22 protein-coding genes are annotated in these 24376 nt (G+C 65.7%); all 22 read left to right on the plus strand.

Translation table 11 applies throughout. From position 1 onward, the window contains the following. The first annotated feature begins 234 nt into the window (after positions 1-234). Positions 235-3048 carry a bifunctional glycoside hydrolase 114/ polysaccharide deacetylase family protein gene (locus ACM14_RS05405; protein WP_065345567.1) on the plus strand — a complete coding sequence of 938 codons (2814 nt, stop codon included), beginning with the start codon at positions 235-237 and terminating at the stop codon, positions 3046-3048. Then, positions 3014-6850, plus strand: coding sequence for a tetratricopeptide repeat protein (locus ACM14_RS05410; RefSeq protein WP_065345568.1), 3837 nt, complete (start codon positions 3014-3016; stop codon positions 6848-6850). Before ACM14_RS05405 ends, ACM14_RS05410 begins: the two co-directional genes overlap by 35 nt. A 25-nt stretch (positions 6851-6875) precedes the next feature. Beyond that, a complete protein-coding gene (locus ACM14_RS05415; RefSeq protein ID WP_065345569.1) occupies positions 6876-7427 on the plus strand; it encodes a penicillin-binding protein activator LpoB in 552 nt (183 codons plus the stop codon). A gap of 23 nt (positions 7428-7450) precedes the next feature. Then, positions 7451-8830: a PelD GGDEF domain-containing protein gene (locus ACM14_RS05420; RefSeq protein WP_065345570.1), complete on the plus strand. Its 1380-nt coding sequence runs from the start codon at positions 7451-7453 to the stop codon at positions 8828-8830. After that, positions 8823-9845: a hypothetical protein gene (locus ACM14_RS05425; protein ID WP_065345571.1), complete on the plus strand. Its 1023-nt coding sequence runs from the start codon at positions 8823-8825 to the stop codon at positions 9843-9845. Before ACM14_RS05420 ends, ACM14_RS05425 begins: the two co-directional genes overlap by 8 nt. Next, the gene (pelF, locus tag ACM14_RS05430) at positions 9842-11398 is read left to right on the plus strand and encodes a GT4 family glycosyltransferase PelF (protein ID WP_065345572.1); all 1557 of its coding nucleotides are present in this window, start codon (positions 9842-9844) and stop codon (positions 11396-11398) included. The genes ACM14_RS05425 and pelF overlap by 4 nt, the downstream gene beginning before the upstream one ends. After that, positions 11398-12771 (plus strand): exopolysaccharide Pel transporter PelG, encoded by a 1374-nt coding sequence (gene pelG, locus ACM14_RS05435; protein ID WP_065345573.1) that lies wholly within the window; start codon positions 11398-11400, stop codon positions 12769-12771. Before pelF ends, pelG begins: the two co-directional genes overlap by 1 nt. A gap of 208 nt (positions 12772-12979) precedes the next feature. Further along, entirely contained in the window at positions 12980-13786 is an 807-nt protein-coding gene (locus tag ACM14_RS05440) for an amino acid ABC transporter substrate-binding protein (RefSeq protein ID WP_012207337.1), read from the plus strand. 131 nt (positions 13787-13917) lie between these two features. Further along, entirely contained in the window at positions 13918-14571 is a 654-nt protein-coding gene (locus ACM14_RS05445) for an amino acid ABC transporter permease (protein WP_065345574.1), read from the plus strand. 16 nt (positions 14572-14587) lie between these two features. Beyond that, positions 14588-15340 (plus strand): amino acid ABC transporter ATP-binding protein, encoded by a 753-nt coding sequence (locus ACM14_RS05450; protein ID WP_034347627.1) that lies wholly within the window; start codon positions 14588-14590, stop codon positions 15338-15340. A 218-nt stretch (positions 15341-15558) separates the two neighbouring features. Continuing rightward, positions 15559-16398, plus strand: a complete 840-nt coding sequence (locus ACM14_RS05455; RefSeq protein ID WP_013800794.1) for an ABC transporter ATP-binding protein — start codon at positions 15559-15561, stop codon at positions 16396-16398. Then, positions 16395-17177 (plus strand): lipid asymmetry maintenance ABC transporter permease subunit MlaE, encoded by a 783-nt coding sequence (gene mlaE / locus ACM14_RS05460; protein ID WP_012207333.1) that lies wholly within the window; start codon positions 16395-16397, stop codon positions 17175-17177. Before ACM14_RS05455 ends, mlaE begins: the two co-directional genes overlap by 4 nt. A gap of 44 nt (positions 17178-17221) precedes the next feature. Beyond that, positions 17222-17707 carry an outer membrane lipid asymmetry maintenance protein MlaD gene (gene mlaD, locus ACM14_RS05465; RefSeq protein WP_012207332.1) on the plus strand — a complete coding sequence of 162 codons (486 nt, stop codon included), beginning with the start codon at positions 17222-17224 and terminating at the stop codon, positions 17705-17707. Then, positions 17704-18507: a VacJ family lipoprotein gene (locus tag ACM14_RS05470; protein ID WP_013800795.1), complete on the plus strand. Its 804-nt coding sequence runs from the start codon at positions 17704-17706 to the stop codon at positions 18505-18507. Before mlaD ends, ACM14_RS05470 begins: the two co-directional genes overlap by 4 nt. A 116-nt stretch (positions 18508-18623) precedes the next feature. Further along, complete coding sequence (locus ACM14_RS05475) at positions 18624-19265, plus strand: phospholipid-binding protein MlaC (RefSeq protein WP_065345575.1); 642 nt, start codon at positions 18624-18626, stop codon at positions 19263-19265. Between the two features lie 20 nt (positions 19266-19285). Further along, positions 19286-19567 (plus strand): lipid asymmetry maintenance protein MlaB, encoded by a 282-nt coding sequence (locus ACM14_RS05480; RefSeq protein WP_043822279.1) that lies wholly within the window; start codon positions 19286-19288, stop codon positions 19565-19567. Between the two features lie 73 nt (positions 19568-19640). After that, complete coding sequence (locus ACM14_RS05485) at positions 19641-20570, plus strand: ABC transporter ATP-binding protein (protein ID WP_013800798.1); 930 nt, start codon at positions 19641-19643, stop codon at positions 20568-20570. Further along, a complete protein-coding gene (locus tag ACM14_RS05490) occupies positions 20567-21322 on the plus strand; it encodes an ABC transporter permease (protein ID WP_012207327.1) in 756 nt (251 codons plus the stop codon). Before ACM14_RS05485 ends, ACM14_RS05490 begins: the two co-directional genes overlap by 4 nt. Positions 21323-21449: 127 nt before the next feature. Further along, positions 21450-21698, plus strand: coding sequence for a BolA family protein (locus tag ACM14_RS05495; RefSeq protein ID WP_012207326.1), 249 nt, complete (start codon positions 21450-21452; stop codon positions 21696-21698). Between the two features lie 96 nt (positions 21699-21794). After that, positions 21795-23063, plus strand: coding sequence for a UDP-N-acetylglucosamine 1-carboxyvinyltransferase (murA, locus tag ACM14_RS05500; RefSeq protein ID WP_065345576.1), 1269 nt, complete (start codon positions 21795-21797; stop codon positions 23061-23063). Beyond that, positions 23060-23710 (plus strand): ATP phosphoribosyltransferase, encoded by a 651-nt coding sequence (gene hisG / locus ACM14_RS05505; RefSeq protein ID WP_012207324.1) that lies wholly within the window; start codon positions 23060-23062, stop codon positions 23708-23710. The genes murA and hisG overlap by 4 nt, the downstream gene beginning before the upstream one ends. Next, positions 23694-24365 carry a DUF6348 family protein gene (locus ACM14_RS05510; protein ID WP_013800799.1) on the plus strand — a complete coding sequence of 224 codons (672 nt, stop codon included), beginning with the start codon at positions 23694-23696 and terminating at the stop codon, positions 24363-24365. The genes hisG and ACM14_RS05510 overlap by 17 nt, the downstream gene beginning before the upstream one ends. Positions 24366-24376: the final 11 nt, after the last annotated feature.

Below are 24376 nucleotides of genomic sequence, written 5' to 3' on the forward strand. Positions count from 1 at the left end.
AATACCTTTCATTGGTGATTTTTCTGCCTGCCTAGTATCGCCATAACCCAGCTTCCCCCAGGCTTCAAGGGCGCCGAGCACAAAAGTAGGGAGAAGACACGTTTGCAGACAAAAACCGGTATGCTCGCGCCCGCATTTCGTCGGACTGACGATAGCTTTTATCAAATCGACTAGAAATTTGATGTACAAAAACTATGAATTGACCGTGCGTGGCCACACCCCAAGGAGAAGGCCGTGAACGCTTTCCTGCGAACCTGCCTGTTTTGCTGGGGGGTGCTGTGCGGCTGGGCGGTGCAGGCCGCCGAGCCAGCGGTTGCCGTCTATTACGGGAACAAGGCCTCGCTCAGTGAACTGAGCCTCTACGACATCGCCGTCGTGGAGCCGGGCCACGGCTACGACCCCATTCAATTCCGCAAGCAGGCTCCGGGCAGCGAACTCTACGCATATGCCTCCGTGGCCGAGGTGCTGCCCGAGCGCGCCTACTTCAGCAAGATTCCCGAGGCCTGGAAGATGGCGCGCAACGGCGCCTGGCAGTCCATCGTCCTGGACCAGACGCCTGCCCAGTGGCCCGCCTTCTTTGCCGACGAGGTGATCGCGCCGCTGTGGAAGCAGGGCTTTCGCGGCTTCTTCCTGGACACGCTGGACTCCTACCGCCTGGCCGCGAATTTCGACGAAAAGGCCCAGCAGGACGGCCTGGTGCGTGTCATCGAGACGCTGCACCAGCGCTACCCCGGCATCCGCCTGATCCTGAACCGGGGCTTCGAGATCGTGCCGCGCGTGAGGGACAAGGTACAGATGGTGGCGGCCGAGTCGCTGTTGCGGGGCTGGGATGCCAGCCTCAAGCGCTATGTGAACGTGCCCGAGAAAGACCGCGAATGGCTGCTGCAGCAACTGCAGACCATCCGTGAGCGTGACCGCCTGCCGGTGCTGTCCATCGACTACGTGGCCCCGCACGACCGCGATGCCACGCGCGAGACCGCCCGCCGCATTGCGCAGCTGGGCGTCATTCCGTGGGTGTCGGATGCAGGCCTGCAGACCCTGGGCATAGGCCAGGTGGAGGCGGTGGCGCGCAGGGTGTTGATTCTCTACAACGGCGGAGAGTACTCGTCGATCAACAGCGCCTCGGCTCACCGTTTTCTGGAGATGCCGCTCAACTACATGGGCTATATCGCCGACTATGTCGATATGCGCGATGCGCTGCCGCAGGATGTGGTGCGCGACCGTTACGCAGGCGTGATCAGCTGGTTTGGCGGAGCCGTGCCCGGCTCCAGGGCCGGCGCCCTGCGCCAATGGCTGGGCAATCAGGTGCAGCAGGGAATGCCTTTGCTGGTGGTCAATACCCTGGGCGCAACCCAGGACCGCACGCTGTCCCAGTTGCTGGGCACACGCAGCACGGAGGCCACGCCCGCACTCCCCCTGAAACGCGCCGAACTGGCTCCCATGATGGGCTTCGAGTCCAAGGTCGCCGAGCCTGCGCACGATTACGAAGGCTGGGAGCTGACCCCGCAGATGGCCCAGCAAAGCCGCCAGCTTCTCTCGTTTGACGACAGGCAGGGCCGCCGCTTCGTGTCTGCCGCCATCACGCCCTGGGGAGGCTTTGCGCTCATGCCCTATGTGGTGGTGGGTGTGCCAGGAACTGACCAGTCCCGCTGGGTCATCGATCCGTTTGCGCTGTTGCGTGAATCCCTGCGCTTGCCGGATTTTCCGATTCCCGATGTCACGACCGAGAACGGCCGGCGCCTGCTGCTGGCCCATGTGGACGGCGACGGCTTTCCTTCCAAGGCGGAATTGCCGGGGACACCGTTTGCTGGCGAGGTGCTGCGCCGCGACATCCTGGAGCGTTACCGCATTCCGCACACCATCTCGGTGATCGAGGCAGAGGTCTCCCCGCAGGGCCTGTATCCGCAATGGGCTGGCGAGCTTGAGGGCATCGCCAAGCGCATCTTCGCCATGCCCCATGTGGAGGTGGCCAGCCACTCCTACTCCCATCCCTTTATCTGGGACCCCAGCGTGCCCCGGGATCCGGATGACAACAACGAGGTGGATCTGAACCTGCACATTCCCGGCTACACGATGGACCTGAACCGGGAGATCGGCGGTTCTGTCGACTACATCCGCACGCGCCTTGCGCCTGCGGGCAAGCCGGTCAGCGTGTTTCTCTGGTCGGGCAACACCTCGCCCAGCGTCGAGGCCCTGTCGATTTCCGACAGAGCCGGGCTGTTGAACATGAATGGTGGCGATACCTCGATCACCCGCGCCAGCCCCACGTTGACCAAGGTGCGCAGCTGGGGGCTGCGCAAGGGCGGGCGGTTGCAGATCTATGCCCCCATCACCAACGAGAACATCTACACCAATCTCTGGCACGGGCCGTTCTACGGCTTCGAGCGTGTCATCGAAACCTTCGAGATGACCGATGCGCCTCGCCGCCTGAAGGCCGTGGACATCTACTACCACTCCTACTCCACCAGCAAGCAGGCCAGCATCAAGGCATTGCACAAGGTGTACGGATGGGCGCTTTCCCACCAGTTGCACCCGGTGTACAGCTCGGAGTACATCCGCAAGGTCCAGGACTTCTATGACTTTGCCGTGGGCAAGGACGAGCAGGGCTGGCGCCTGGGCGGACCCGGCCGTTTGCGCACGCTGCGCATGCCGCCCTCCCTCGGCGTTCCTGTGCTGTCCGGCAGCAGCGGCATTGCCGGTTATGCCAAGGGCGTGGATGGCCACTATCTGCACTTGGCCACGGGCGCAGCCCGGCTGGCCGCCCGCGATGCGGGCACGCAACCCGCGAGCCGCCCGTATCTGATCGATAGCAACGCCCGCATCACCTCCTGGCAGGAACAGGCCGATGGCAGCGTGCGCTTTGCCCTGCAGGGGCATGTGCCACTGGAGCTGCGCATGTTCCTGCCGCAAGGCTGCACGCTCGGCGCGGTGAAGCCTTCCCAACCCCTTGCCAATGGCGCCGTGGCCAGTTCGGACCTGCCCGGCGTTCGCTCCTACAGAAGTACCCAGACCAGTGCCCAACTACAAGCGCAATGCGGCGCGCGTTGAACGCCCCACCACGGTTCCTGCATGGTTGATCGCACTGCTGGCAGTGCTGATCGGTGGTGCTCTGTGGATGCTGTTTCCCAAGCGCGACCTGGAGCGCCGACTCTCCGATACCAAGGACGATTCAGAGCTTTCGCTCAACTACTTGAACAACCTGCTCAAGAGCGATCCCGGCAATGAGCACCTGCATGACCTGCTCAAGGCCAAGCAGCAGCGCATAGCCGCCATCCGTGAGGCCGAGGAAGAGGCGCGCAAGCAGGCCATCCCCAGTCCGGCCATGCTGGCCTGGGAGCATTGGGAAACGCTGTACCAGCGCTACATGGAAGCCGAAAAGCAAGGCCATCGCTCCTCGAGCGACGCTCAGCAGTTGTCGGCACAAGTCATGGAGGCACTCAAGAGCGTTCCGCGCGACGGACTGAGCAGTGCGCAATCGCTGTACCTTGCCTCCGCAGCGATGGTGCTGGACGACAAAAACCTGGCGCTTTCCATCTACGAGGAGGTCGCGCGACGGCAGGCCGCAGCTGGCCTGAAGTCCGGCGTCTACGAGGCCGCCGCCCGTCAGGCTTTGGGACTGGCCATGTACGAGGATGCAGCCGAGCTTCTGCGCAAGGCCAGTGCCTCGACGGACGATGTTCAGAAGTCGCGTGACTACCTGTGGCAGGCGCTGCAGGTTCTGCAGTCCGGCAATCTCGCCAAGCAGGCGTTGGTACTGGCGCGCGAGCAGCAGGACCTGCTGGGCAGCGACCCCGAAACTCTGCGCCGGCTCATAGGCCTGGCGCGAGCCGCGGGTGATCACGGCGAGGCGGAACGCTACGCCAAGCAACTGCTCAAGCTGTCTTTGCTACAGCAACTGCAGCACATGCAGACGGCTGGCATGGCGGGCCTGCCAGGCGCAGTCGATGACGGCGCCTGGGCGCTGCAGCCCGTGGCCTTCTCCGCACCCGGCTGGCATTGGGTCCGAACGGCCAGTTCCGGCGCAAAGACACCGCCGGGCCTGCCGTTCGACGACAAGACATATCAGCTGGGCTACGAGGTGTTTCTGGAAAGCCGCAATCTGGAAGATGCCTGGCGCGTGGCCTCGGCTGCGGTGCAGCAGTCGCCCCAGGACATGGCCTGGCGCGAACGCCTGGCCAAGGTATCGGAATGGTCAGGCCGCCAGCAATTGGCGCTGGACAACTGGTTGGTGCTGGCCCACACCACAGGGCGCGAGGATGCCTGGCAGACCGTGATGCGATTGGCGCCCGGCCTGTTCGATGACCGTGCGCTGATCGCGGGTCTGCGCCATCAACTGGTCAAACGCCCGCAGGACTTCGCGTTGCAGCAGGCCTTGGTCCAGGCCTATGAACGCCAGGCGGAACCTGCTGCTGCCATCGAGTATCTGCAGGCCCGTGGCATGACGGCCGAATCGCAGATCCTGCTGGCGCAGCTGGCCGAGCGTGCAGGCCGGCCCAAGGATGCGCTCGCCGCCTGGAAGCGCGTGCTGCGCGATCCCGAGCAACGCACCCCCGCCCATGCCATGCCTGCTGCGGTACTTGCGCTGCTGGAGGGTGAGCCCGATCTGGGTCTGCGCTGGCTGGACGATGCGCAGACCCGCGTGCCTGCAGGCATGCAGGATGAAGGTGACTACTGGCGGTTGCTGGGTGACCTGGCCCTGGAGCAGCGCAACGAGGCACTGATGCTTCAGGCGTATCGCCGCTTGCTGCAGACTCCTCATGCAGGCCTGCGTGACTATGACGAACTGATCCAGATGCTGCAGCGCACCAACAAGCGCGAGGCTGCGCAGATGTCGCTGCGCGCCTGGGAGCAGTTCCACGAGGTGCGCCACTTCACACTCGCCTTCTATCTTCTGGAAGACCAGGGTGACTGGTCGCAGATCGGTCGCCAGATCGAGCGCGCTGCCGCAGATCCGGCCCTGATCAAACGCCTGCAACGCGAGCCCACCTTCTACCAGGTGGCGGGCTCGTATTTCCAGCGAACCGGCCAGCCGAAAAAGGCCATGGAAGCCTTTGAAAAGGGCCTTGCGCTGGACCCCACATCCACGGCATTGCGCCAAGCCATGATCTGGCTGTTGATCGATGTGCAGAACGTCTCGGCACTCAAGCTGCTGCTGGCCACGGTGGAGCCGATCTGGGCGCGGGACGCCGACATGCACAGCGCGCTGGCCGCGGCCTACATGACCCTGTCACGTCCTGCCATCGCGCTGCAGCGCTATCTGCAGCCGCATCGTCCGGAGCACAACGACGACTTTCTCTGGCTGATGTTGTATGCCGATGCGCTGGAGCAGAACCAGCAGGCCGATCTGGCCTGGAGCCTGCGCCAGCAGGTATGGCAGCGCCAGGTCGCCCAGACCAGGGCGCGTGAGGGCAGGGCGGCTCTGGCGGCACGCCGCTGGTTGACGGATGAGGGACTGGACGAAGTGCAGCGCCAGGCACGCAATCGGCTGATGCTGTTCCAGACGCAGGGTGACGAGGAACTGGCCTTGCTGCGAGAACTGCTGCGCATGGATCTGGCGGGCGGGCGCCGCGAGCATTCGACGGCGGCGGCCGAACTGGCCATTGCCTGGCTGCAGGAGCGCGGCGAGTACCAGGCCGAGCGTGGCTACCTGTGGCAGCAGTACGCGCGCAGCCGCAGCAAGAGCGCCAGCGCGCCTTTGTGGGCCGAGATCACGGTGGCGCTGGCGGAAAAGGATGTGGCCCAGGCCGGGCAATTGCTGCAGCGCCATGACGAGGCGCTGCCGCGCTATGACCGCGTCAATGCAGCAGCCTTGGTGGGCGACGTGCGGCGCGCCCAGTCGGCGGCTTTCGAGACCCAGGACGACCAGCAGGACGACGATCCCCTGCACCTGGCGCTGACCGAGCAGTTGCTGGCTTTCAGCGACTTCGGGGGGCTGCGCCTGCGCAGCCTGCATCTGGACAGCATCGACGAGCAGCAAAAGCGGATCAGCTGGCATCTGGCCTTGAATCCGCGCTGGGCTCTGGATGTGGATGCAGAGCAGTTCAGCCGCTCCACCCACCAGGGGGCTGCCGTGCGCTCGCCATCGTCCGAGCGTGGCGTGGGCCTGCGCCTGACGCGCAAGACTCAGGCAGCCACCAGCGAATTCATGCTGGGCCGACGTGAAAGCCTGAACGGATACACGCCAATGCAGTTTTCGCAAACCTATCGGCTGGACAACCGCCTGAGCCTGCAGGCCTCGCTGGGCCGCGATCTGGTCACCCAGGAAACGCTGGCCATGCGCATGGGCGGCATGAAGGACCGTGCATCGTTTGGCGCGAGCTATCAGCTCTCGCGGCTGGATCAGATCACCGTGGAATTTGCCGCCGAGCGCTACCGTGTACAGACCGGCGCACGCGTGGGCTCGGGCAACCACACGCAGCTGCAATACCTTCATACATATCGCAGCGAGGCACCGTTGCTGCAGTTCGGTGCCTTCACCTCCTGGCACAGCTACCGCCGTGACGATCCGGCTTTGCTGGAGGGCGCCGACGCGGCCATCCTGCGCTATCTGGCCCCGGGCGAGGTGCCCAGCATCGACTACCTTCTGCCGCGCAGCTTCCGCTACTCGGGCCTGCAGGTCATGGCCAACATGGCGTATGAGCAGCAGTATTCGCGGGCCCTGCGGCCCTTCGCCCGGCTGGCGCTGACTCATCACAGCCTCAACGGCGCGGGTTATGACCTGGGCTTCGGGCTGGCCACCAGCGTGTTCGGTGCCGACCACCTGATGCTGGGCCTGAATTTCTCCAAATCGGGACTGAACACTGCAGGCAACACCCGCGAACTGCAGCTCAACTACCGCCTCCACTACTGATCCGAAGACTTCAAGGAGCCTCTCCATGACACACCGCACCACTTTCGCCTCCCGCCTTCGCGTGCTCACGGGTATTGCCCTTGTCGGCCTGCTGTCTGCCTGCTCGACCATCGACCGGGGCACGGCGCCCGCGCTGGAGACGAATGCCAGCTGGGCGGTGCTGCCCTTCGAGAACCACACCGAAACGCCCATGGCCGGCAACCGCGCCGCCGCCATTGCCACGGCGCTGATCAATGCGCGTGGCGTGGGCCAGGTCAAGCGCTACACGGGCGATGCACTGCAGGAAACCCTGTTCAACGGCCGCGAAGCCAAGCGCCGCGACGACGCCCTGGCCTGGGCGCGCGGCGAAGGCGTGCGCTATGCGCTGACGGGCGCGGTGGACGAATGGCGCTACAAGGTGGGCGTGGATGGCGAGCCGGCCGTGGGCGTGACCTTGGAGATCGTGGACGTGGGCACCGGCGCCACCGTGTGGAGCGGCGCGGGCGCGCAAAGCGGCTGGAGCCGCGAGGCCCTGGCCGCCGTGGGCCAGAAGCTGATCCGCAACCTGCTGGGCACAGGCCTGGCCAACGCCCGATAAGCGCATCCAGGGAACGACTCTTCATGCCAGACCAAGCCAGCACGCCCAAGGCGGCACCGCATTCCGCTGCACCGCGCCGCGCCGGCATTGCCGCGGAATTCAGAGGCTCGCCGCTGGGCCTGCTCGTGCAGACGAGCGCCAAGCCCTGGGTGGTGGTGGGCGAGACGCTGCTGCTGCCGGTGCTGGCCGTTTTGATCGGCATGTGGGCCAACCCGGACAATCCCCTGTGGGTGGAGTCCGAGTTCCCCTGGGCCTGGCTGGCGCCCGTGGTGGTGGCCCTGCGCTACGGGCCGGTGGCCGGCCTGTCGGCGGCCGGCGTGCTGCTGCTGGCTTGGCTGGGCGTCAACCAGCGCGATCTGTCGCTGTTCCCGGAACAGTACTTTCTGGGCGGCCTGATCCTGGTCATGGTCGTGGGCGAGATCTCCAGCCTCTGGCGCGCACGCATACGCCGCGCGCGCACGGCGCAGAACTACATGGACCAGCGCACCGAGCAGCTGATCCGCCAGCATTACCTGCTGCGCCTGTCGCATGACCGGCTGGAGCAGGAGCTCATAGGCCGTCCCGTGTCCATGCGCGATGCCATCAACGTGCTCAGCGGCCTCAGTGGCGCCGAGGGCGATGCGCAAAGCCTGCTCAACCTGCTGTCGCGCTTCAGCCAGATCAGCGTGGCCAGCCTGGTGCCCGTGCGCAATGAGGTGCTGGACCCCACGCCCATTGCCCAGCTGGGGGGCGAGCGGCCCATCCATGTCCACGATCCGCTGGTGCGCCAGGCGCTGGACAGCCATGTGCTGTGCCATGTCTCGCAAAGCATGGCGGAGGGCCAGCAGACGCAGTACATCGTCGTGGCGCCCATGCTGGACCTGGAGGGCGAGATCTACGGCCTGCTGCTGGTCGAGGAAATGCCTTTCTTCGCACTGCAGGAAGAGGCGCTGCAGACCATCAACCTGCTGCTGGGCTACTACACGGACAGCGTGGCCGCCAACAGCCTGGCTGCGCCGCTGCTGAAGGCCTATCCCGATTGCCCGCCGCACTTCGCGTTCGAGCTGCAGCGCATGGAGCATGTGAACCGCAGCGCGCGCCTGAGCAGCGTGGTGGTGGCGCTGGAGCTGTCGCCCTCGGCTGTGCAGGCCCAGATGGCCCAGCAGATCATGCGGCTGGAGCGCATGCTGGACCGCTCCTGGCTGCAGGAAAGCGATGGCCGGCAACTGCTGGCCATCTTCATGCCGCTGGGCACCAACGCCACGGCCGAGGGCTACCTGAACCGCATCGAGGGCTGGCTGGCCCAGCGCGGCGTGGCCTCGCTGGCCGATGCGGGCATCTTCCCGCGCACCATCTTGCTGGACCGCTGCTCGGCCAGCAGCGTGCTGGAGCGGCTCCATCAGATGGGGCAGGGCCATGCTTAACCTCAAGCTGGCCCTGGGCGCGCTGGCCGCGGAAATTGCCTCCTGGAGCAGCCTGTGGCTGCTGCGCAGCCAGTCGGACGCGGCCCTGCTGGGCTATCTCACGGCCCACGGGCTGGCCAGCGGCCTGCTGGCGCTGTGCCTGGCGCCTTTCCTGGCCACCTCGGCCAAGTCGGTGCGCCAGCGCCTGGCCCTGGTGGCGCTGATGGGGCTGTTTGCCTATGCCGTGCCGGTGGCCGGCATCCTGGGCGCCGTGGTCGCCACCATTGCGCTGCACACCCAGCGCGGCCCGCGTGGCGGCCCGCGTTTCCCGGTGATGCCCCTGCCCGATTTCGACCCGCACCAGCAGGCCAGCACCAGCCGCCGCCAGGCGGGCCTGCAGTCCTTCCTGGCCAATCCCAATGTGCCGGTCGCCTCGCGCATGCGGGCCATGGTGGCGCTGGGCAGCGTGCCGGGGCGCATTGCCTCGCCCATGCTGCGCACGGCGCTGGGCGATTCCAGCGAAGACCTGCGCCTGCTGGCCTACAGCATGCTGGACGCCAAGGAGCGCGAGATCAGCAAGACCATCCACCAGGAGCTGCAGCTGTTCGAGCATGCCCGCCAGTCCGAGGGCGATGCGCCCTACGGGCCGCGTGGCCTGCAGGCGGCGCGGGCGCTGACCGACCTGTACGCGGAGCTGGTCTACCAGGGCGTGGCGCAGGGCGATGTGCGCGACCACGCCATCAAGCAATCCCTGCACTACTGCGACTTGGTGCTCGCACAGCGGCCCGACAACGCCTTGCTGCTGCTGCGCCGTGGCCGGCTGCTGCACATGCAGGGCAGGGCGGTGGAGTCGCTGGCCTGCTATGAGCGCTCGCTGGCGCTGGGCATGGAGCCGGCACGCGTCGTGCCCTACCAGGCCGAGCTGCTGTTCGATCGGCGCGAATTCTCCAAGGCGCAGGCCCTGATGCGTTCGCTGGACATCGAGCAAGCCCTGCCGCGCCTGAAGCCCAGCATCCGCTACTGGAGTGCCTCATGAGCCGTGCGAGCCAGTTCCCCACGGCGGCCAATGCGGACATCGCGCTGCTGCTGGAAGGCACTTTCCCCTATGTCAGCGGTGGTGTGTCCAGCTGGGTCAACCAGATCCTGCAGGCCTATCCCGAGCACCGCTTTGCCATCGTCTTCCTGGGCAGCCGGCGCGAGGACTATGGCGATTTTCGCTACGCACTGCCGCCCAACGTGGTGCACTTCGAGCAGCACTACCTGTTTGACGCGCTGCACTCCAATATCCAGCCCGCCCCTTCGCGCGGCCATCCCGAAGCCTTGGCCAAGGCCCAGGAATTCCTGGGTGCGCTGGAGGCGCATGACGGCAGTGCCGAAAGCCGGGCCAAGGTGCTGGCGGCCATGCGCTCCATTGCGCTGGAGCTGCAGCCCGGCGGCAGCCTGCCGCTGGAGGATTTCCTGCACAGCGAATTCGCCTGGGACCTGATCCGCGACAGCTACCGGCGCCACTGCACCGACCCGTCGTTCGTGGACTTCTTCTGGACCGTGCGCATCATGCTGCAGCCGCTGTGGCTGATGGCGCGCATCGCCCACGGGCTGATCCCGGTACGCGTGCTGCATACGGTCTCCACGGGCTACGCGGGCTTTCTGGGGGGGCTGCTGCACCATTCGCGCGGCCTGCCGCTGGTGCTGTCCGAGCATGGCATCTACACGAAAGAGCGCCAGATCGACCTGCTGCAAAGCTCCTGGATCCGCGACAACCGCAACATCTTCCAGCGCGACCCCATGGAGGTGTCGTTCTTCCGGCAGATGTGGATACGGTTTTTCGACTGGATGGGGCGCTTTTGCTATGGCGCGGCCGATCCCATCATTGCGCTGTACGAGAACAACCGCCTGCGCCAGGTGGCCGATGGCGCGGCCGCCGAGCGCACGGTCAGCATCCCCAACGGCATCCGCATAGAGCGCTTTGCGCCGCTGCGCACCCAGCGGCCCGCCGAGGTGCCGCCCGTGCTGTGCCTGATCGGCCGCGTGGTGCCCATCAAGGACATCAAGACCTTCATCCGCGCCATGCGCCGCGTGGTCAACCGGATGCCCCAGGCCCAGGCCTGGGTGGCCGGCCCCACGGCCGAGGACCCGGCCTATGCCGAGGAATGCCAGAACCTTGTGGACAGCCTGGGCCTGCAGGCCAACGTCCGCTTTCTGGGCATGCAGAAGGTGGAGGAGCTGCTGCCCAAGGTGGGCGTGGTCGTGCTGTCTTCCATCAGCGAGGCGCTGCCCCTGGTGATTCTCGAAGCCCAGGCCGCAGGCGTGCCCGTGGTCAGCACCGACGTGGGCTCCTGCCGCCAGCTCATCGACGGGCTGGAGCCGCAAGACCAGGCCCTGGGCTCTTGCGGGCGCGTGGTCGGCATTGCCAACCCCGAGGCGCTGGCCGACGCCTGCCTGGAGCTGCTGAGCTCGCCCGCGCAGTGGCAGGCCGCCAGCGCGGCCGGGATTGCGCGCGTGGAGCGCTACTACTCCGACCGGCTGCTGTTCGAGCGCTACAGGCAGGTCTACGACAGTGCGCTGCAACAGTCCGAGGAAAAACACTGATGGCCGGCATTGGATTCGAACTGCGCCACCTGCTGCGCAAGAACACGCTGACCAGCGTGCTCCAGGCCTACGCCTATGCGGGCGTCATCGGCTCGGGGCCGTGGGTGTTCTCCATCATCGGCATCCTGCTGGTGGGGGTGTTCAGCGTGAGCGTGGTGGCGCCGCCGCTGCTGGTCACGCAGTTCCAGACCTCGGTGACCTATCTGGTGGCCAGCAGCCTGATCCTGACCGGGGCGGCGCAGCTGGCCTTCACGCGCTTTGTGTCGGACCAGCTGTTCCTCAAGAAGGACGAGAGCATCCTGCCCAACCTGCATGGCCTGCTGCTGGTGGTCGTGGCCACTGCCAGCGCGCTGGGCACGCTGGCGCTGTTCGTGGTGCTGCCGGGCCAGGGCCTGCTGTACCGCGTGCTGATGCTGGCCGGCTTCACGCTGATGTGCGTGGTCTGGGTCATGACCGTGCTGCTGTCGGGCCTCAAGCACTACCGGGCCATTGCCGGGCTGTTCGGCGCCACCTACCTGCTCATCGTGCTGCTGGCGCTGCCGCTGCGCTACTGGGGGCTGGAAGGGCTGCTGGCCAGCTTCGTGATCGGCCATGTGCTGCTGCTGGCCGGCATGTGGATGATCGTGCTGCGCAGCTTTCCGCTGCAGCAGCGCTGGATCGCCTTCGACTTCACGCAGCGCTCGCTGATCTTTCCGGCGCTGATCGGCATCGGCGTGCTCTACAACCTGGGCATTTGGATCGACAAGTTCATGTTCTGGTACTACCCGCCGACCTCGCAGCAGATCATCGGCGGACTCAGGGCCTCGCTGATCTACGACCTGCCGGTGTTCCTGTCGTACCTGTCCATCATTCCGGGCATGGCGGTCTTCCTGGTGCGCATCGAGACTGACTTCGTCGAGTACTACGACAAGTTCTTCGACGCCGTGCGCGGCGGCGGATCGCTGGAATACATCGAGTCCATGCGCAACGAGATGGTCTACGCCATCCAGGCGGGCCTGGGCGAGATCGCCAAGGTGCAGACGCTGGCCGTCCTCGTCACCCTGGTGGCCGGGCCGGCCATCCTGCAGTTGCTGGGCATCTCCCTGCTGTACCTGCCGCTGCTGCACGTGCAGGTGGTGGGCGCCGGCTTGCAGGTGGGTGTGATGGCCGTGCTCAACGTGTTCTTCTACCTGGACGAGCGGCGCATCGTGTTCATGCTCTGCCTGCTGCTGGTGGCGCTGAACATTGCCTTCACGGGCATCTCGCTGGCGCTGGGCGCCGCGTTCTATGGCTACGGCTTTTGCCTGGCCATGCTGGTGACGCTGTGCGTGGGGCTGTACCTGCTCTCGCGCGAGCTCAACCGGCTCGAATACAAGACCTTCATGCTGCAGTGACCGGCAGGCATCTCTCGCCATTTGCCGATTTGCACGGTCTTGATCCAGCGTGTTGGCGGGGGGCGCCGGTCTGCGCGACAATACGGGATTCGGCGCCGGCACCCAACCGAGACAAAGGTTCCGTCGAGGAACCATTCATTACAACGATTGCGCACCTTGCGTGCAGCGGCCGCCGCCTTTCGCTTTTTCCACTCCAAAGCTTTAAGCCATGAAAAAACGCACCCTCTTGGCCATGGTGGCCCTGTCTGCACTGCTGGCAGCCTGCGGCAAGAACGAGTCCGCATCGACCGCCGCCGCGCCGGTTGCCGCCCCCGTGCCGGCAGCCATGACCAAGTTGGTGATCGGCCTGGACGACAACTTCCCGCCCATGGGCTTTCGTGACGACAAGAACGAGATCGTCGGCTTCGACATCGACATGGCGCGTGAAGCCGCCAAGCGCATGAACGTGGAAGTGGACTTCAAGCCCATCGACTGGAGCGCCAAGGAAGCCGAGCTGGTCGGCAAGCGCGTCGACGCGCTGTGGAACGGCCTGACCATCACCGAAGAGCGCAAGAAGAACATCGCCTTCACCGCGCCGTACATGGAGAACCACCAGATCATCATCGTGCGCGCCAACTCCGACATCAAGGACAAGGCTGGCCTGGCCGGCAAGGTCGTGGGCGCTCAGGATGGCAGCTCGGCCGTGGACGCCATCAAGAAGGACGCCGCCGTGGCCGCCAGCTTCAAGGACCTGAAGACCTTCGGCGACAACATCACCGCGCTGATGGACCTGTCGGCCGGCCGCCTGGACGCCGTCGTGGTCGACGAGGTCGTGGGCCGCTTCCACGTGGCCAAGAAGGCTGGCGAGTACCTGGTGCTCGAGGACAACTTCGGCACCGAGGACTACGGCGTGGGCCTGCGCAAGGAAGACACCGAAGTTCTGGGCAAGCTCGAAGCCGCGCTGGCCGAGATGAAGAAGGACGGCAAGGCCGCCGAAATCGCCTCCAAGTGGTTCGGCAAGGACATCATCAAGTAAATCCGGCACACCATGCGACCGGCAAGGCCAGCCTGGCATTGCCGGTCTTTTGCGTTCTGGGACGCACGCGCCCGTGGCTGCCCGGATCCTGCCGATGCCGGCGGGGCCGCGCACCGCACTGAGGCCATTCGATGGAATATGTAATCTCGCTCATGGGGCCGCTGTCCGCCGGCGCCCTGGTCACCCTCAAGCTCTTCGTCATCACCCTGGCGCTGTCCTTCCCCCTGGGACTGTCGCTGGCGCTGATGCGCATCTCCCGCTTTCCCGCCCTGAGCCGGCTGGTAGGCGGCTACATCTGGCTGATGCGCGGCACGCCGCTGATGCTGCAGATGCTGTTCATCTACTTCGCGCTGCCCTTCGTGCCCGTGATCGGCGTGCGCCTGCCCGATTTCCCCGCCGCCGTCGTCGCCTTCGCGCTGAACTACGCCGCCTACTTCGCCGAAATCTTCCGCGCGGGCATCCAGTCCGTGGACCGCGGCCAGTACGAGGGCGCCAAGGTGCTGGGCATGAGCTACGGCCAGACCATGCGCCGCATCATCCTGCCGCAGATGTGGGCGCGCATCATCCCGCCTGTGAGCAACGAGACCATCACCCTGGTCAAGGACACCTCGCTCATCTACGTGCTGGCCCTGAATGACCTGCTGCGCGCCGCGCGCGGCATCGTGCAGCGCGACTTCACCATCACGCCCTTCGTGGTGGCCGCAGGCTTCTATCTGGTCATGACGCTGGTGCTGACCTGGATCTTCCAATACCTAGAAAAACGCCATGCCAAATACGACGCGTGATAACGCGCCCGAGACCATGATCTCGGCGCAGAACATCTGCAAGGGCTTTGGCGGTGTGCCGGTGCTGCGCGGCGTTTCGCTGGAGCTGGCGCGCGGCGAGGTGGTGGCCGTCATCGGTCCTTCGGGATCGGGCAAGAGCACGTTCCTGCGCTGCCTCAACCACCTGGAAACCATTGACAGCGGCCGTGTCGCCGTCGAGGGCGAGGTGCTTGTGGACAGCGGCGCGGACGGCCGCGCCCACTACGTGCCCGAGGCGCAGATCCGCCAGATCGGCCGCAAGATGGGCATGGTGTTCCAGTCCTTCAACCTGTTTCCGCACCTCACGGTGCTGGAGAACATCATCGAGGCGCCGATCGTCGTCAAGGGCCTCAAGCGCGAGCAGATCGTGCCCAAGGCCGAGGCGCTGCTCCACAAGGTGGGCCTGCTGGAAAAGCGCGATGCCTATCCCAACCGGCTGTCGGGCGGGCAAAAGCAGCGCGTGGCCATCGCCCGGGCACTGGCGATGGAGCCGGACATCCTGCTGTTCGACGAGCCCACCTCCGCGCTGGACCCGGAGCTGACCGGTGAAGTGCTGCGCACCATGCGCGAGCTGGCCCAGGAGCACATGACCATGCTGGTCGTGACCCACGAGATGGGCTTTGCCCGCGAAGTGGCCAATCGCGTGATCTTCATGGACAAGGGCGAGATCGTCGAGCAAGGCCCGGCGGAAGCCTTTTTTGCAGCGCCGCAGCACGCCCGGACCCAGGCATTTCTGCAGAACATGTTGTAAAAAAACATCTGTCCAGTCCGGACTTTCCCCAGGTCCAGAGAGCGTGCAACGCTTGTGTAGCAAGCGAAGCATGCTCTTTTTTTTATGGCGTTTTCTGCCATGACTTTTTGAGAAACATACACGGATGTATGTTTATCTCGGGGGGTGATGAGCAGGCATCGGCACCTGTCTGCACAATAGCGGGCTTGCCTGCGAACATTTATCGACCGCACCACAGCATGATCCCAACCGCCTCTTTCGTGGAGTTGCGCAACGTCACCTTCGGCTATGGCGAACGTGTGATCCTGCGCGACCTGTCGCTGCAGGTGCCGCGCGGCAAGGTCACGGCCCTGATGGGGGCATCGGGCGGCGGCAAGACCACGGTGCTTCGCCTGATCGGCGGCCAGCAGCATGCCCAGCAGGGGCAGGTATTGTTCGATGGCAAGGACGTCACCACCATGGACGCCGCAGGCCTGTACGCCGCGCGCCGGCGCATGGGCATGCTGTTCCAGTTCGGTGCGCTGTTCACCGACATGAGCGTGTTCGACAACGTGGCCTTCCCGCTGCGCGAGCACACCGATCTTCCCGACGAACTGGTCCGCGACATCGTGCTCATGAAGCTGCATGCCGTGGGCCTGCGCGGTGCGCGCGACCTCATGCCCAGCGAGATCTCGGGCGGCATGGCCCGCCGCGTGGCGCTGGCGCGGGCCATTGCGCTGGACCCCGAACTGATCATGTACGACGAGCCCTTCGCCGGGCTGGACCCCATCTCCCTGGGCACGGCCGCCCAGCTGATCCGCGAGCTCAACGACGCCATGGGCCTGACTTCCATCCTGGTGTCCCATGACGTGGAGGAAACCTTCCACGTGGCCGACCATGTGGTCATCCTGGGCAACGGCGGCGTCGCCGCCCAGGGCTCGCCAGATGAGGTGCGGGCCAATCCCGACCCGTTGGTGCAGCAGTTCATCCACGCACGGGCCACCGGCCCCGTGCCTTTCCACTACCCCGGCGTGAGCGCCGAGGAAGATTTCGGCAACCCCGCAAGCTCCGGCAAGAGCAACGGCAGGAGGCACGCATGAACCGGCTGCATCCTGCGCGCATTGGCGCGGCGGTTCGCCAACAGCTGACGCAGCTGGGCATGGGCACGCGCCTGTTCGGCCGCCTGCTCGCCCTCATGGGGCCTGCGCTGGGCCGCCCGCGGCTGATCGGCGACCAGATCCATTTCCTGGGCAACTATTCGCTGGCCATCATTGGCGTGTCCGGCCTGTTCGTCGGTTTCGTGCTGGGCCTGCAGGGCTACTACACGCTGCAGCGCTATGGCTCGGCCGAGGCGCTAGGCCTTCTGGTGGCGCTGTCGCTGGTGCGCGAACTCGGCCCCGTCGTCACGGCGCTGCTGTTTGCCGGCCGTGCCGGCACGGCGCTGACGGCCGAGATCGGCCTGATGAAGGCCGGCGAGCAGTTGTCGGCCATGGAGATGATGGCCGTGGACCCGGTGCGCCGCATCCTGGCGCCGCGCTTCGTGGCGGGCCTGATCGCCATGCCGCTGCTGGCGGCCGTTTTCAGTGCCGTCGGCGTGATCGGCGGCTGGCTGGTGGGCGTGGTCATGATCGGCGTCGATGGCGGCGCCTTCTGGGGCCAGATGCAAAACGGCGTGGACTGGTGGTATGACCTGGGCAACGGCGTTCTCAAGAGCCTGGTGTTCGGCGTGGCGGTGACCTTCATCGCGCTGCTGCAGGGCTATGCAGCCAAGCCCACGCCCGAAGGCGTGTCCCGCGCGACCACGCGCACGGTGGTGATGGCCTCGCTGGCCGTGCTGGGGCTGGACTTCCTGCTCACGGCCACGATGTTCAGCCTTTGACCCGGCACCGGTGCCACCTCTCGCAAATCAAGGAAAAACAAACCATGCAGCAATCCAAGAGTGATGTCTGGGTCGGACTGTTCGTGCTGATCGGCGCTGCGGCGCTGGTGTTCCTGGCGCTGCAGTCGGCCAACCTGCTGAGCCTGAACTTCCAGAAGACCTATACGCTGACCGCGCGCTTCGACAACATCGGCGGACTCAAGCCCAAGGCAGCCGTGCGCAGCGCGGGCGTTGTCGTGGGCCGCGTGGAATCCATCACCTTCGACGACAAGGTCTTTCAGGCCAGCGTGACCATGGCCCTGGAAAACCGCTATGCGTTTCCCAAGGACAGCTCCCTGAAGATCCTGACCAGCGGCCTGCTCGGCGACCAGTACATCGGCATCGAAGCCGGTGCAGATGACCACAATCTCAAGGATGGCGACCGCGTCGTCGCAACCCAGTCGGCCGTTGTGCTGGAAAATCTGATCGGACAGTTCCTCTACGGCAAGGCCGAGCAGGGTGGCAGCTCCGGTGCAGGAGGCAAAGAATGACAACCAACCACCATGAACAGGCGACCGCGGGTCGCCCTGCCGCCCAGGCAGCCTCCTGGCAGCGCGCCGCCATGCTCGGCACGCTGGCTGCCGCTTCGCTGCTCGCCGGCTGCGCCACCGCCCCGGGCGAGGCACGCAACCCCCAGGATCCGTTCGAGCCGTTCAACCGCAGCATGTACTCGTTCAATGACGGGCTGGACCGCGCCGTCCTGAAGCCGGTGGCCACGGCCTACCGCGATGTCACGCCGCGCCTGGCGCGCGATGGGGTGAGCAACTTCTTCTCCAACCTGAGCGATGCCTGGTCGTTCGTGAACAACGCGCTGCAGGGCCAGGCCGAGGGTGCCTACAACTCCATGGTGCGCTTCTCGGTGAACACGGTCTTCGGCCTGGGAGGCCTGCTCGACATCGCCAGCGAGGCCGGCATCGAGCGCCAAAAGCAGGACTTCGGCCAGACGCTGGGCCGCTGGGGCGTGCCCACGGGACCGTACCTGGTGCTGCCGCTGCTCGGCCCGTCCACGGTGCGTGACACGGCGGCTCTGCCTGTGGATGCCTGGGGCAACCCCCTGACGGCGATCAACGACATCCCCGTGCGCAACAGCCTGTATGTGCTGCGACTGGTGGATACGCGTGCACGCCTGCTCAATGCCTCGGACACGCTGGACTCCGTCGCCCTTGACCGCTACAGCCTGACGCGTGACGTCTACCTGAACCTGCGGCGTGGCAAGTCCGGCGATGACGGCCGCATCGAGGACTACGACGAAGATGCCGGCAAACTGCCGCCCGAAGACGGCGCAAAGTAAGCAGTTCGTAACATCCCGAGATGAAAAACGGTCCGCGCCTGACACGGCGCGGCCGGAAAAATGTGCAATATCAACCCGGTCCGGGGCATTGAGGCCCTGCTGGGAAAGGAAAAGTGATGATCAATCGACGTGCCTGGAGCGCTGCCGCGGCAGCCGTGCTGGCCATGGGAACCTGGGGCGCTGCGCTGCCCGTCCACGCGGCCGACGAAACCCCTGATGCGCTGATCAAGCGTGTCTCCACCGACGTGCTGGAAACCATCAAGAAGGACCCCTCGCTGCGCGAGGGCGATGTCTCCAAGGTCAATGCGCTGGTCAATGACAAGGTCATGCCCTATGTGAATTTCCGCCGCATGACCTCGGCTTCGGTGGGCCCGGCCTGGCGCCAGGCCACGCCTGCACAGCGCGAGAAGCTGGAGACCGAGTTCAAGGCCCTGCTGATCCGCACCTATTCGGGCGCGCTGACCCAGGTCAGCAACCAGACCATCAATGTCAAGCCGGTGCGTGCTGCGCCCGGCGACATCGATGTGCTGGTACGCACCGAAGTGCTGGGCCGCGGCGAGCCCGTGCAGCTGGACTACCGCCTTGAAAAGTCCGGCGACGGCTGGAAGATCTACAACCTGAACGTACTGGGCGTGTGGCTGGTGGAAACCTACCGCAACCAGTTCAGCCAGGAAATCAATGCCCGCGGCATCGACGGCCTGATCGAGACCCTGGCCACGCGCAGCAAGATGCCGGCCACGCCGCCCTCCAAGGGCTGACAGCCGCTGACGCACGCGCCATGTTGCAGCTCCCCCGTGAACTGACCTACCGCCAGGCGCGCAGCTGCCTTGTGCAGCTGCAGCCCCAGGTGCAGGCCTTCGATGGCGCCCAGGTGCGCGTCGATGCCAGCGGCATCGAAGTCTTCGACTCGGCCGCCCTGGCCGTGCTGCTGGCCTGCCGCCGCACCGCGAAGGCGGCCGACAAGCAATTGGTGGTCGTGGGCCTGCCGCAGGGCCTGCAGTCCATGGCGGCGCTGTACGGCGTCGACGGGCTGCTGACCGACGCATCCTCCCCCTCCTGAGCCGGCGCAGCGCGCCGCTGCAAAGAGCCCTGCAAGGCAGGTTTGGCTGCAAGGGCCTAGAATCGCGCCTCGCATGTCTGCCGTCTCATTCCAATCCATCTCCAAGACCTACCAGACCCCCAAGGGGGCCTTCCAGGCGCTCAACCACGTGAGTCTGGACATCGAGGAGGGCGAATTCTTCGGCCTGCTCGGTCCCAATGGCGCTGGCAAGACCACGATGATCAGCATCCTGGCCGGCCTGTCGCGCGCCACCAGCGGCCGCGTGCTGGTCCAGGGCAGCGACGTGCATGCCGACTACTCGGCTGCCCGGCGCAAGCTGGGCATCGTGCCGCAGGAGCTGGTCTTCGATCCCTTCTTCAATGTGCGCGAGGCGCTGCGCTTTCAGTCCGGCTATTTCGGCGTCAGGAACAATGACGACTGGATCGACGAGCTGCTGCACAGCCTGGGGCTGACCGACAAGGCCAACTCCAACATGCGCCAGCTGTCCGGCGGCATGAAGCGCCGCGTGCTGGTGGCCCAGGCCCTGGTGCACAAGCCGCCCATCATCGTGCTGGACGAGCCCACGGCCGGCGTGGACGTGGAGCTGCGCCAGACGCTGTGGCATTTCATCGCGCGCCTGAACCGCGAAGGCCATACCGTGCTGCTCACCACCCATTACCTGGAAGAGGCTGAGGCGCTGTGCAGCCGCGTGGCCATGCTCAAGCAGGGCAACATCGTCAAGCTCTCGACCATGTCGGATCTGCTCAAGTCCGCCTCCTCCAACGTGCTGCAGTTCAAGACCGATACCGCCTTGCCGCCGGCCCTCGCCGCGCGGGCGCGGGTGACCGGCCGCATCGTGCAGATACCCGCCAACGACGCCAGCGATGTGGAGCGCCTGCTCGCCGCGCTGCGCGAGGGCTCCGTCGTCCCCGAGGACGTGGAAATCCGCCGTGCCGATCTGGAGGATGTCTTCATCCACGTGATGAACGAGCAAGGCCAGACCTCGCAGGGAGCTTCGGCATGAACGGCTGGCAGACCCTGCTCAAGAAGGAAGTGCTGCGTTTCTGGAAGGTCAGCTTCCAGACCGTGGCCGCACCCGTGCTCACGGCTGTGCTCTATCTGCTGATCTTCGGCCATGTGCTCGAAGGCCGGGTGCTGGTCTACGACCGCATCAGCTACACGGCCTTCCTGATCCCCGGCCTGGTGATGATGAGCGTGCTGCAGAACGCCTTCGCCAACAGCTCCTCCAGCCTGGTGCAGAGCAAGATCATGGGCTCCATGGTCTTCGTGCTGCTCACGCCGCTGTCGCACTGGGCGTGGTTTGGCGCCTACGTGGGCGCTTCGGTGCTGCGCGGGCTGCTGGTGGGCGTGGGCGTTTTCATCGTCACGCTGTACTTCGCCATTCCTGAATTCACGGCGCCGCTGTGGATTCTGGTCTTCGGCCTGCTGGGCGCGGCGCTGCTGGGCACGCTGGGCGTGATCGCCGGCCTGTGGGCGGACAAGTTCGACCAGATGGCGGCCTTCCAGAACTTCCTGATCATGCCCATGACGTTCCTGTCGGGCGTGTTCTATTCCATCCAGTCGCTGCCGCCTTTTTGGCAAAAAGTCAGCCATCTGAACCCGTTTTTCTACATGATTGACGGCTTTCGCTACGGCTTCTTCGGCCAGAGCGACGTGTCGCCCTGGGTCAGCCTGGCCATCGTCGGCTCGGCCTGGCTGGCGGTGAGCGCCCTGGCCGTGCACCTGCTGCGCATCGGCTACAAGATCCGCGGCTGAGGTTTTCCACAGGCTGCGGCGGGCGCTGTGCCCGCATTGTTGAATCCACCCATGAACAGGCGGCCGGCGCCCGGCGCCGCCGCCAACCAAGGCCATGCCACGATGCATGGCAGGAAAGCTTCCCCCCATGACTGCAGACCAACTCAAGGAACTGATCGCCACCGGCCTGCCTTGCGAACACATTGCGCTGGAAGGTGATGGACGGCACTGGTTTGCCACCATCGTCTCGGCCCAATTCGAGGGCCAGCGACTGCTGCAGCGCCAGCGCCTGGTCTACGCCACGCTGGGCCAGCGCATGCACACCGACGAGGTCCACGCGCTGTCCATGAAGACCTATACGCCCGCCGAGTGGGCTGCCCAGGCCGGCCAGGCCTGAGCCGGCGGTCAGGCACTTCAGACTCCTGCTGCACCGGTCGCCACGGCCCGTGCGGCATCTTCTTTTCCCCGATTTCCAGATTCAAGGCTGTCAGCCATGGACAAACTCCTGATTCGCGGTGGCCGAGCGCTGCATGGCGAGGTGACGGTCTCCGGCGCCAAGAATGCCGCCTTGCCCGAGCTGTGCGCCGCGCTGCTGTCGTCCGAGCCCGTCACCCTGCGCAATGTGCCGCGCCTGCAGGACGTGGCCACCATGCTCAAGCTCATCCGCAACATGGGTGTCAGCGCCGAGCACGATGACAGCGGCACCGTGCGCATCAACGCCGGCTCTCTGTCCAACCCCGAGGCACCCTACGAACTGGTCAAGACCATGCGCGCCTCGGTCCTGGCCCTGGGCCCGCTGCTGGCCCGATTCGGCCAGGCCCGCGTGTCGCTGCCCGGCGGCTGCGCCATCGGCTCGCGCCCCGTGGACCAGCACATCAAGGGCCTGCAGGCCATGGGCGCCGAGATCGTTGTCGAGAACGGCTACATGAACGCGTGCCTGCCCAGGCATCTCAAGCGCCTGCAGGGCGCCCGCATCACCACCGACATGGTGACCGTCACGGGCACCGAGAACTTCCTGATGGCCGCCGTGCTGGCCGAAGGCGAGACCGTGCTGGAAAACGCCGCCATGGAGCCAGAGATCGGCGACCTGGCCGAAATGCTCATCAAGATGGGCGCAAGAATCGAAGGCCATGGCACCGGCCGCATCGTCATCCAGGGCGTGGAACGCCTGGGCGGCTGCGAGCACCAGGTGGTGGCCGACCGCATCGAGGCCGGCACCTTTTTGTGCGCCGTGGCCGCCACGGGCGGCAATGCGCTGCTGCGCAATGGCCGCGCCGACCACCTGGGCGCCGTCATCGACAAGCTCAAGGATGCGGGCGCCGAGGTGTCCGCCGAGGACGGCGGCATTCGCGTGCGCGCGGCCGGCAAGCTCAAGGCCCAGAGCTTTCGCACCACCGAATACCCGGGCTTTCCCACCGACATGCAGGCGCAGTTCATGGCGCTGAACCTGGTGGCCGAAGGCTGCAGCATGGTCACCGAGACCATCTTCGAGAACCGCTTCATGCACGTGGATGAAATGCTGCGCCTGGGCGCGCAGATCACCACCGACGGGCGCGTTGCCACCATCACCGGCAGCCAGTCGCTGTCGGGCGCGGCCGTCATGGCCACCGACCTGCGCGCTTCGGCCAGCCTGGTCATCGCCGGCCTCGTGGCCAAGGGCGAGACCCTGGTCGATCGCATCTATCATCTGGACCGCGGCTACGATCGCATGGAAGACAAGCTGCGCGGCCTGGGTGCCGACATCGAAAGAGTTTCCCAATGACCATCACGATTGCCCTGTCCAAGGGCCGCATCTACGACGAAACCGTGCCGTTGCTGGCCGCTGCCGGCATCTCGGTCAGCGAAGACATTGAAAAGTCGCGCAAGCTGATCTTCGAGACCAACAAGAGCGACGTGCGCGTGGTGCTGGTGCGCGCCTCCGACGTGCCGGTCTATGTGCAGTACGGCGGCGCCGATCTCGGCGTGGCCGGCCTGGACTCGCTGATCGAGCATGGCGCCCAGGGCCTGTACCAGCCCCTGGACCTGAAGATCGCGCGCTGCCGCGTTAGCGTGGCCGTGCGCAACGGCTTCGACTATGCGCTGGCCGTCAAGCAGGGCGCCCGCCTGCGCATCGCCACCAAGTACCCCGAGATCGCGCGCAACTTCTTCGCCACCAAGGGCGTGCACGTGGACATGGTCAAGCTCTACGGCTCCATGGAGCTGGCCCCGCTGACCGGCATGGCCGACGCCATCGTCGACTTGGTGTCCACCGGCAACACGCTCAAGGCCAATGACCTGGTCGAGGTCGAGCCCATCATGGAGATCAGCTCGCGCCTGGTGGTCAACCAGGCGGCGCTCAAGCTCAAGCGCGAGCCGCTGCGCCACATCATCGATGCCTTCGCCGAGGCGGTAAATGGCCCCAGGGGCTGAGCCCGGCGATCCGGCGAAGGAGGCGCTTGCGCTGTGTTTCGCCGCGCATGGCCTGCCCTGCGAGGAATACAACGGCTGGCTGCTGCCTGGCGGCCAGGCACCAGGCGTGCTGGCTGATTGGCGCGGTGCCTACCTCGGCCATCCCCTGGTCGGTTCCCTGGCCGTGGTGGTCCGCCTGCCGGACGGGTACGAGATCATCGAGAATTTCACGGGCCTGGGTGAAGGCCTGCAGGGAATGCACGACGCATTCGGCCACTTCGCTGTCAGCGACCTGCATGTGATGCTCTCCGCCCTGTGGACGGCGCGCGATGAGGATGCCGTGCCAGCCGAGGCCTGGCAGGCCCATGGCCGACAATGGCAGGCCTATCCGGGCCCCTGGCATCTTCGCAACGATGCCCCGCTGCCCGAAGGCATCACTGAGCGCCTGCGGGCCTTGATCGAGGCCGAGGCGCTGGACAAGGACGAGGACCTGCACTGGTTCCGCTTCTTTGTCGGGCAGAACAATGGTGATTTCACCATTGAAGCGCTCAAGGACAATCAGAAGTGGCCCAGCGCTGAAGCCCTGCTGCGCGACCAGGACTGGCCCCTGCGCGACGGCTACTACGGCGCGCGCCTGTTCTTGATACTGAAGCACGGCTGCGAGACGGCCTGCTAGACCCCAAGGAA

It is taken from the genome of Delftia sp. JD2 (assembly GCF_001682645.1).
In the GTDB taxonomy this organism is placed as follows: Bacteria; Pseudomonadota; Gammaproteobacteria; order Burkholderiales; family Burkholderiaceae_C; genus Comamonas; species Comamonas acidovorans.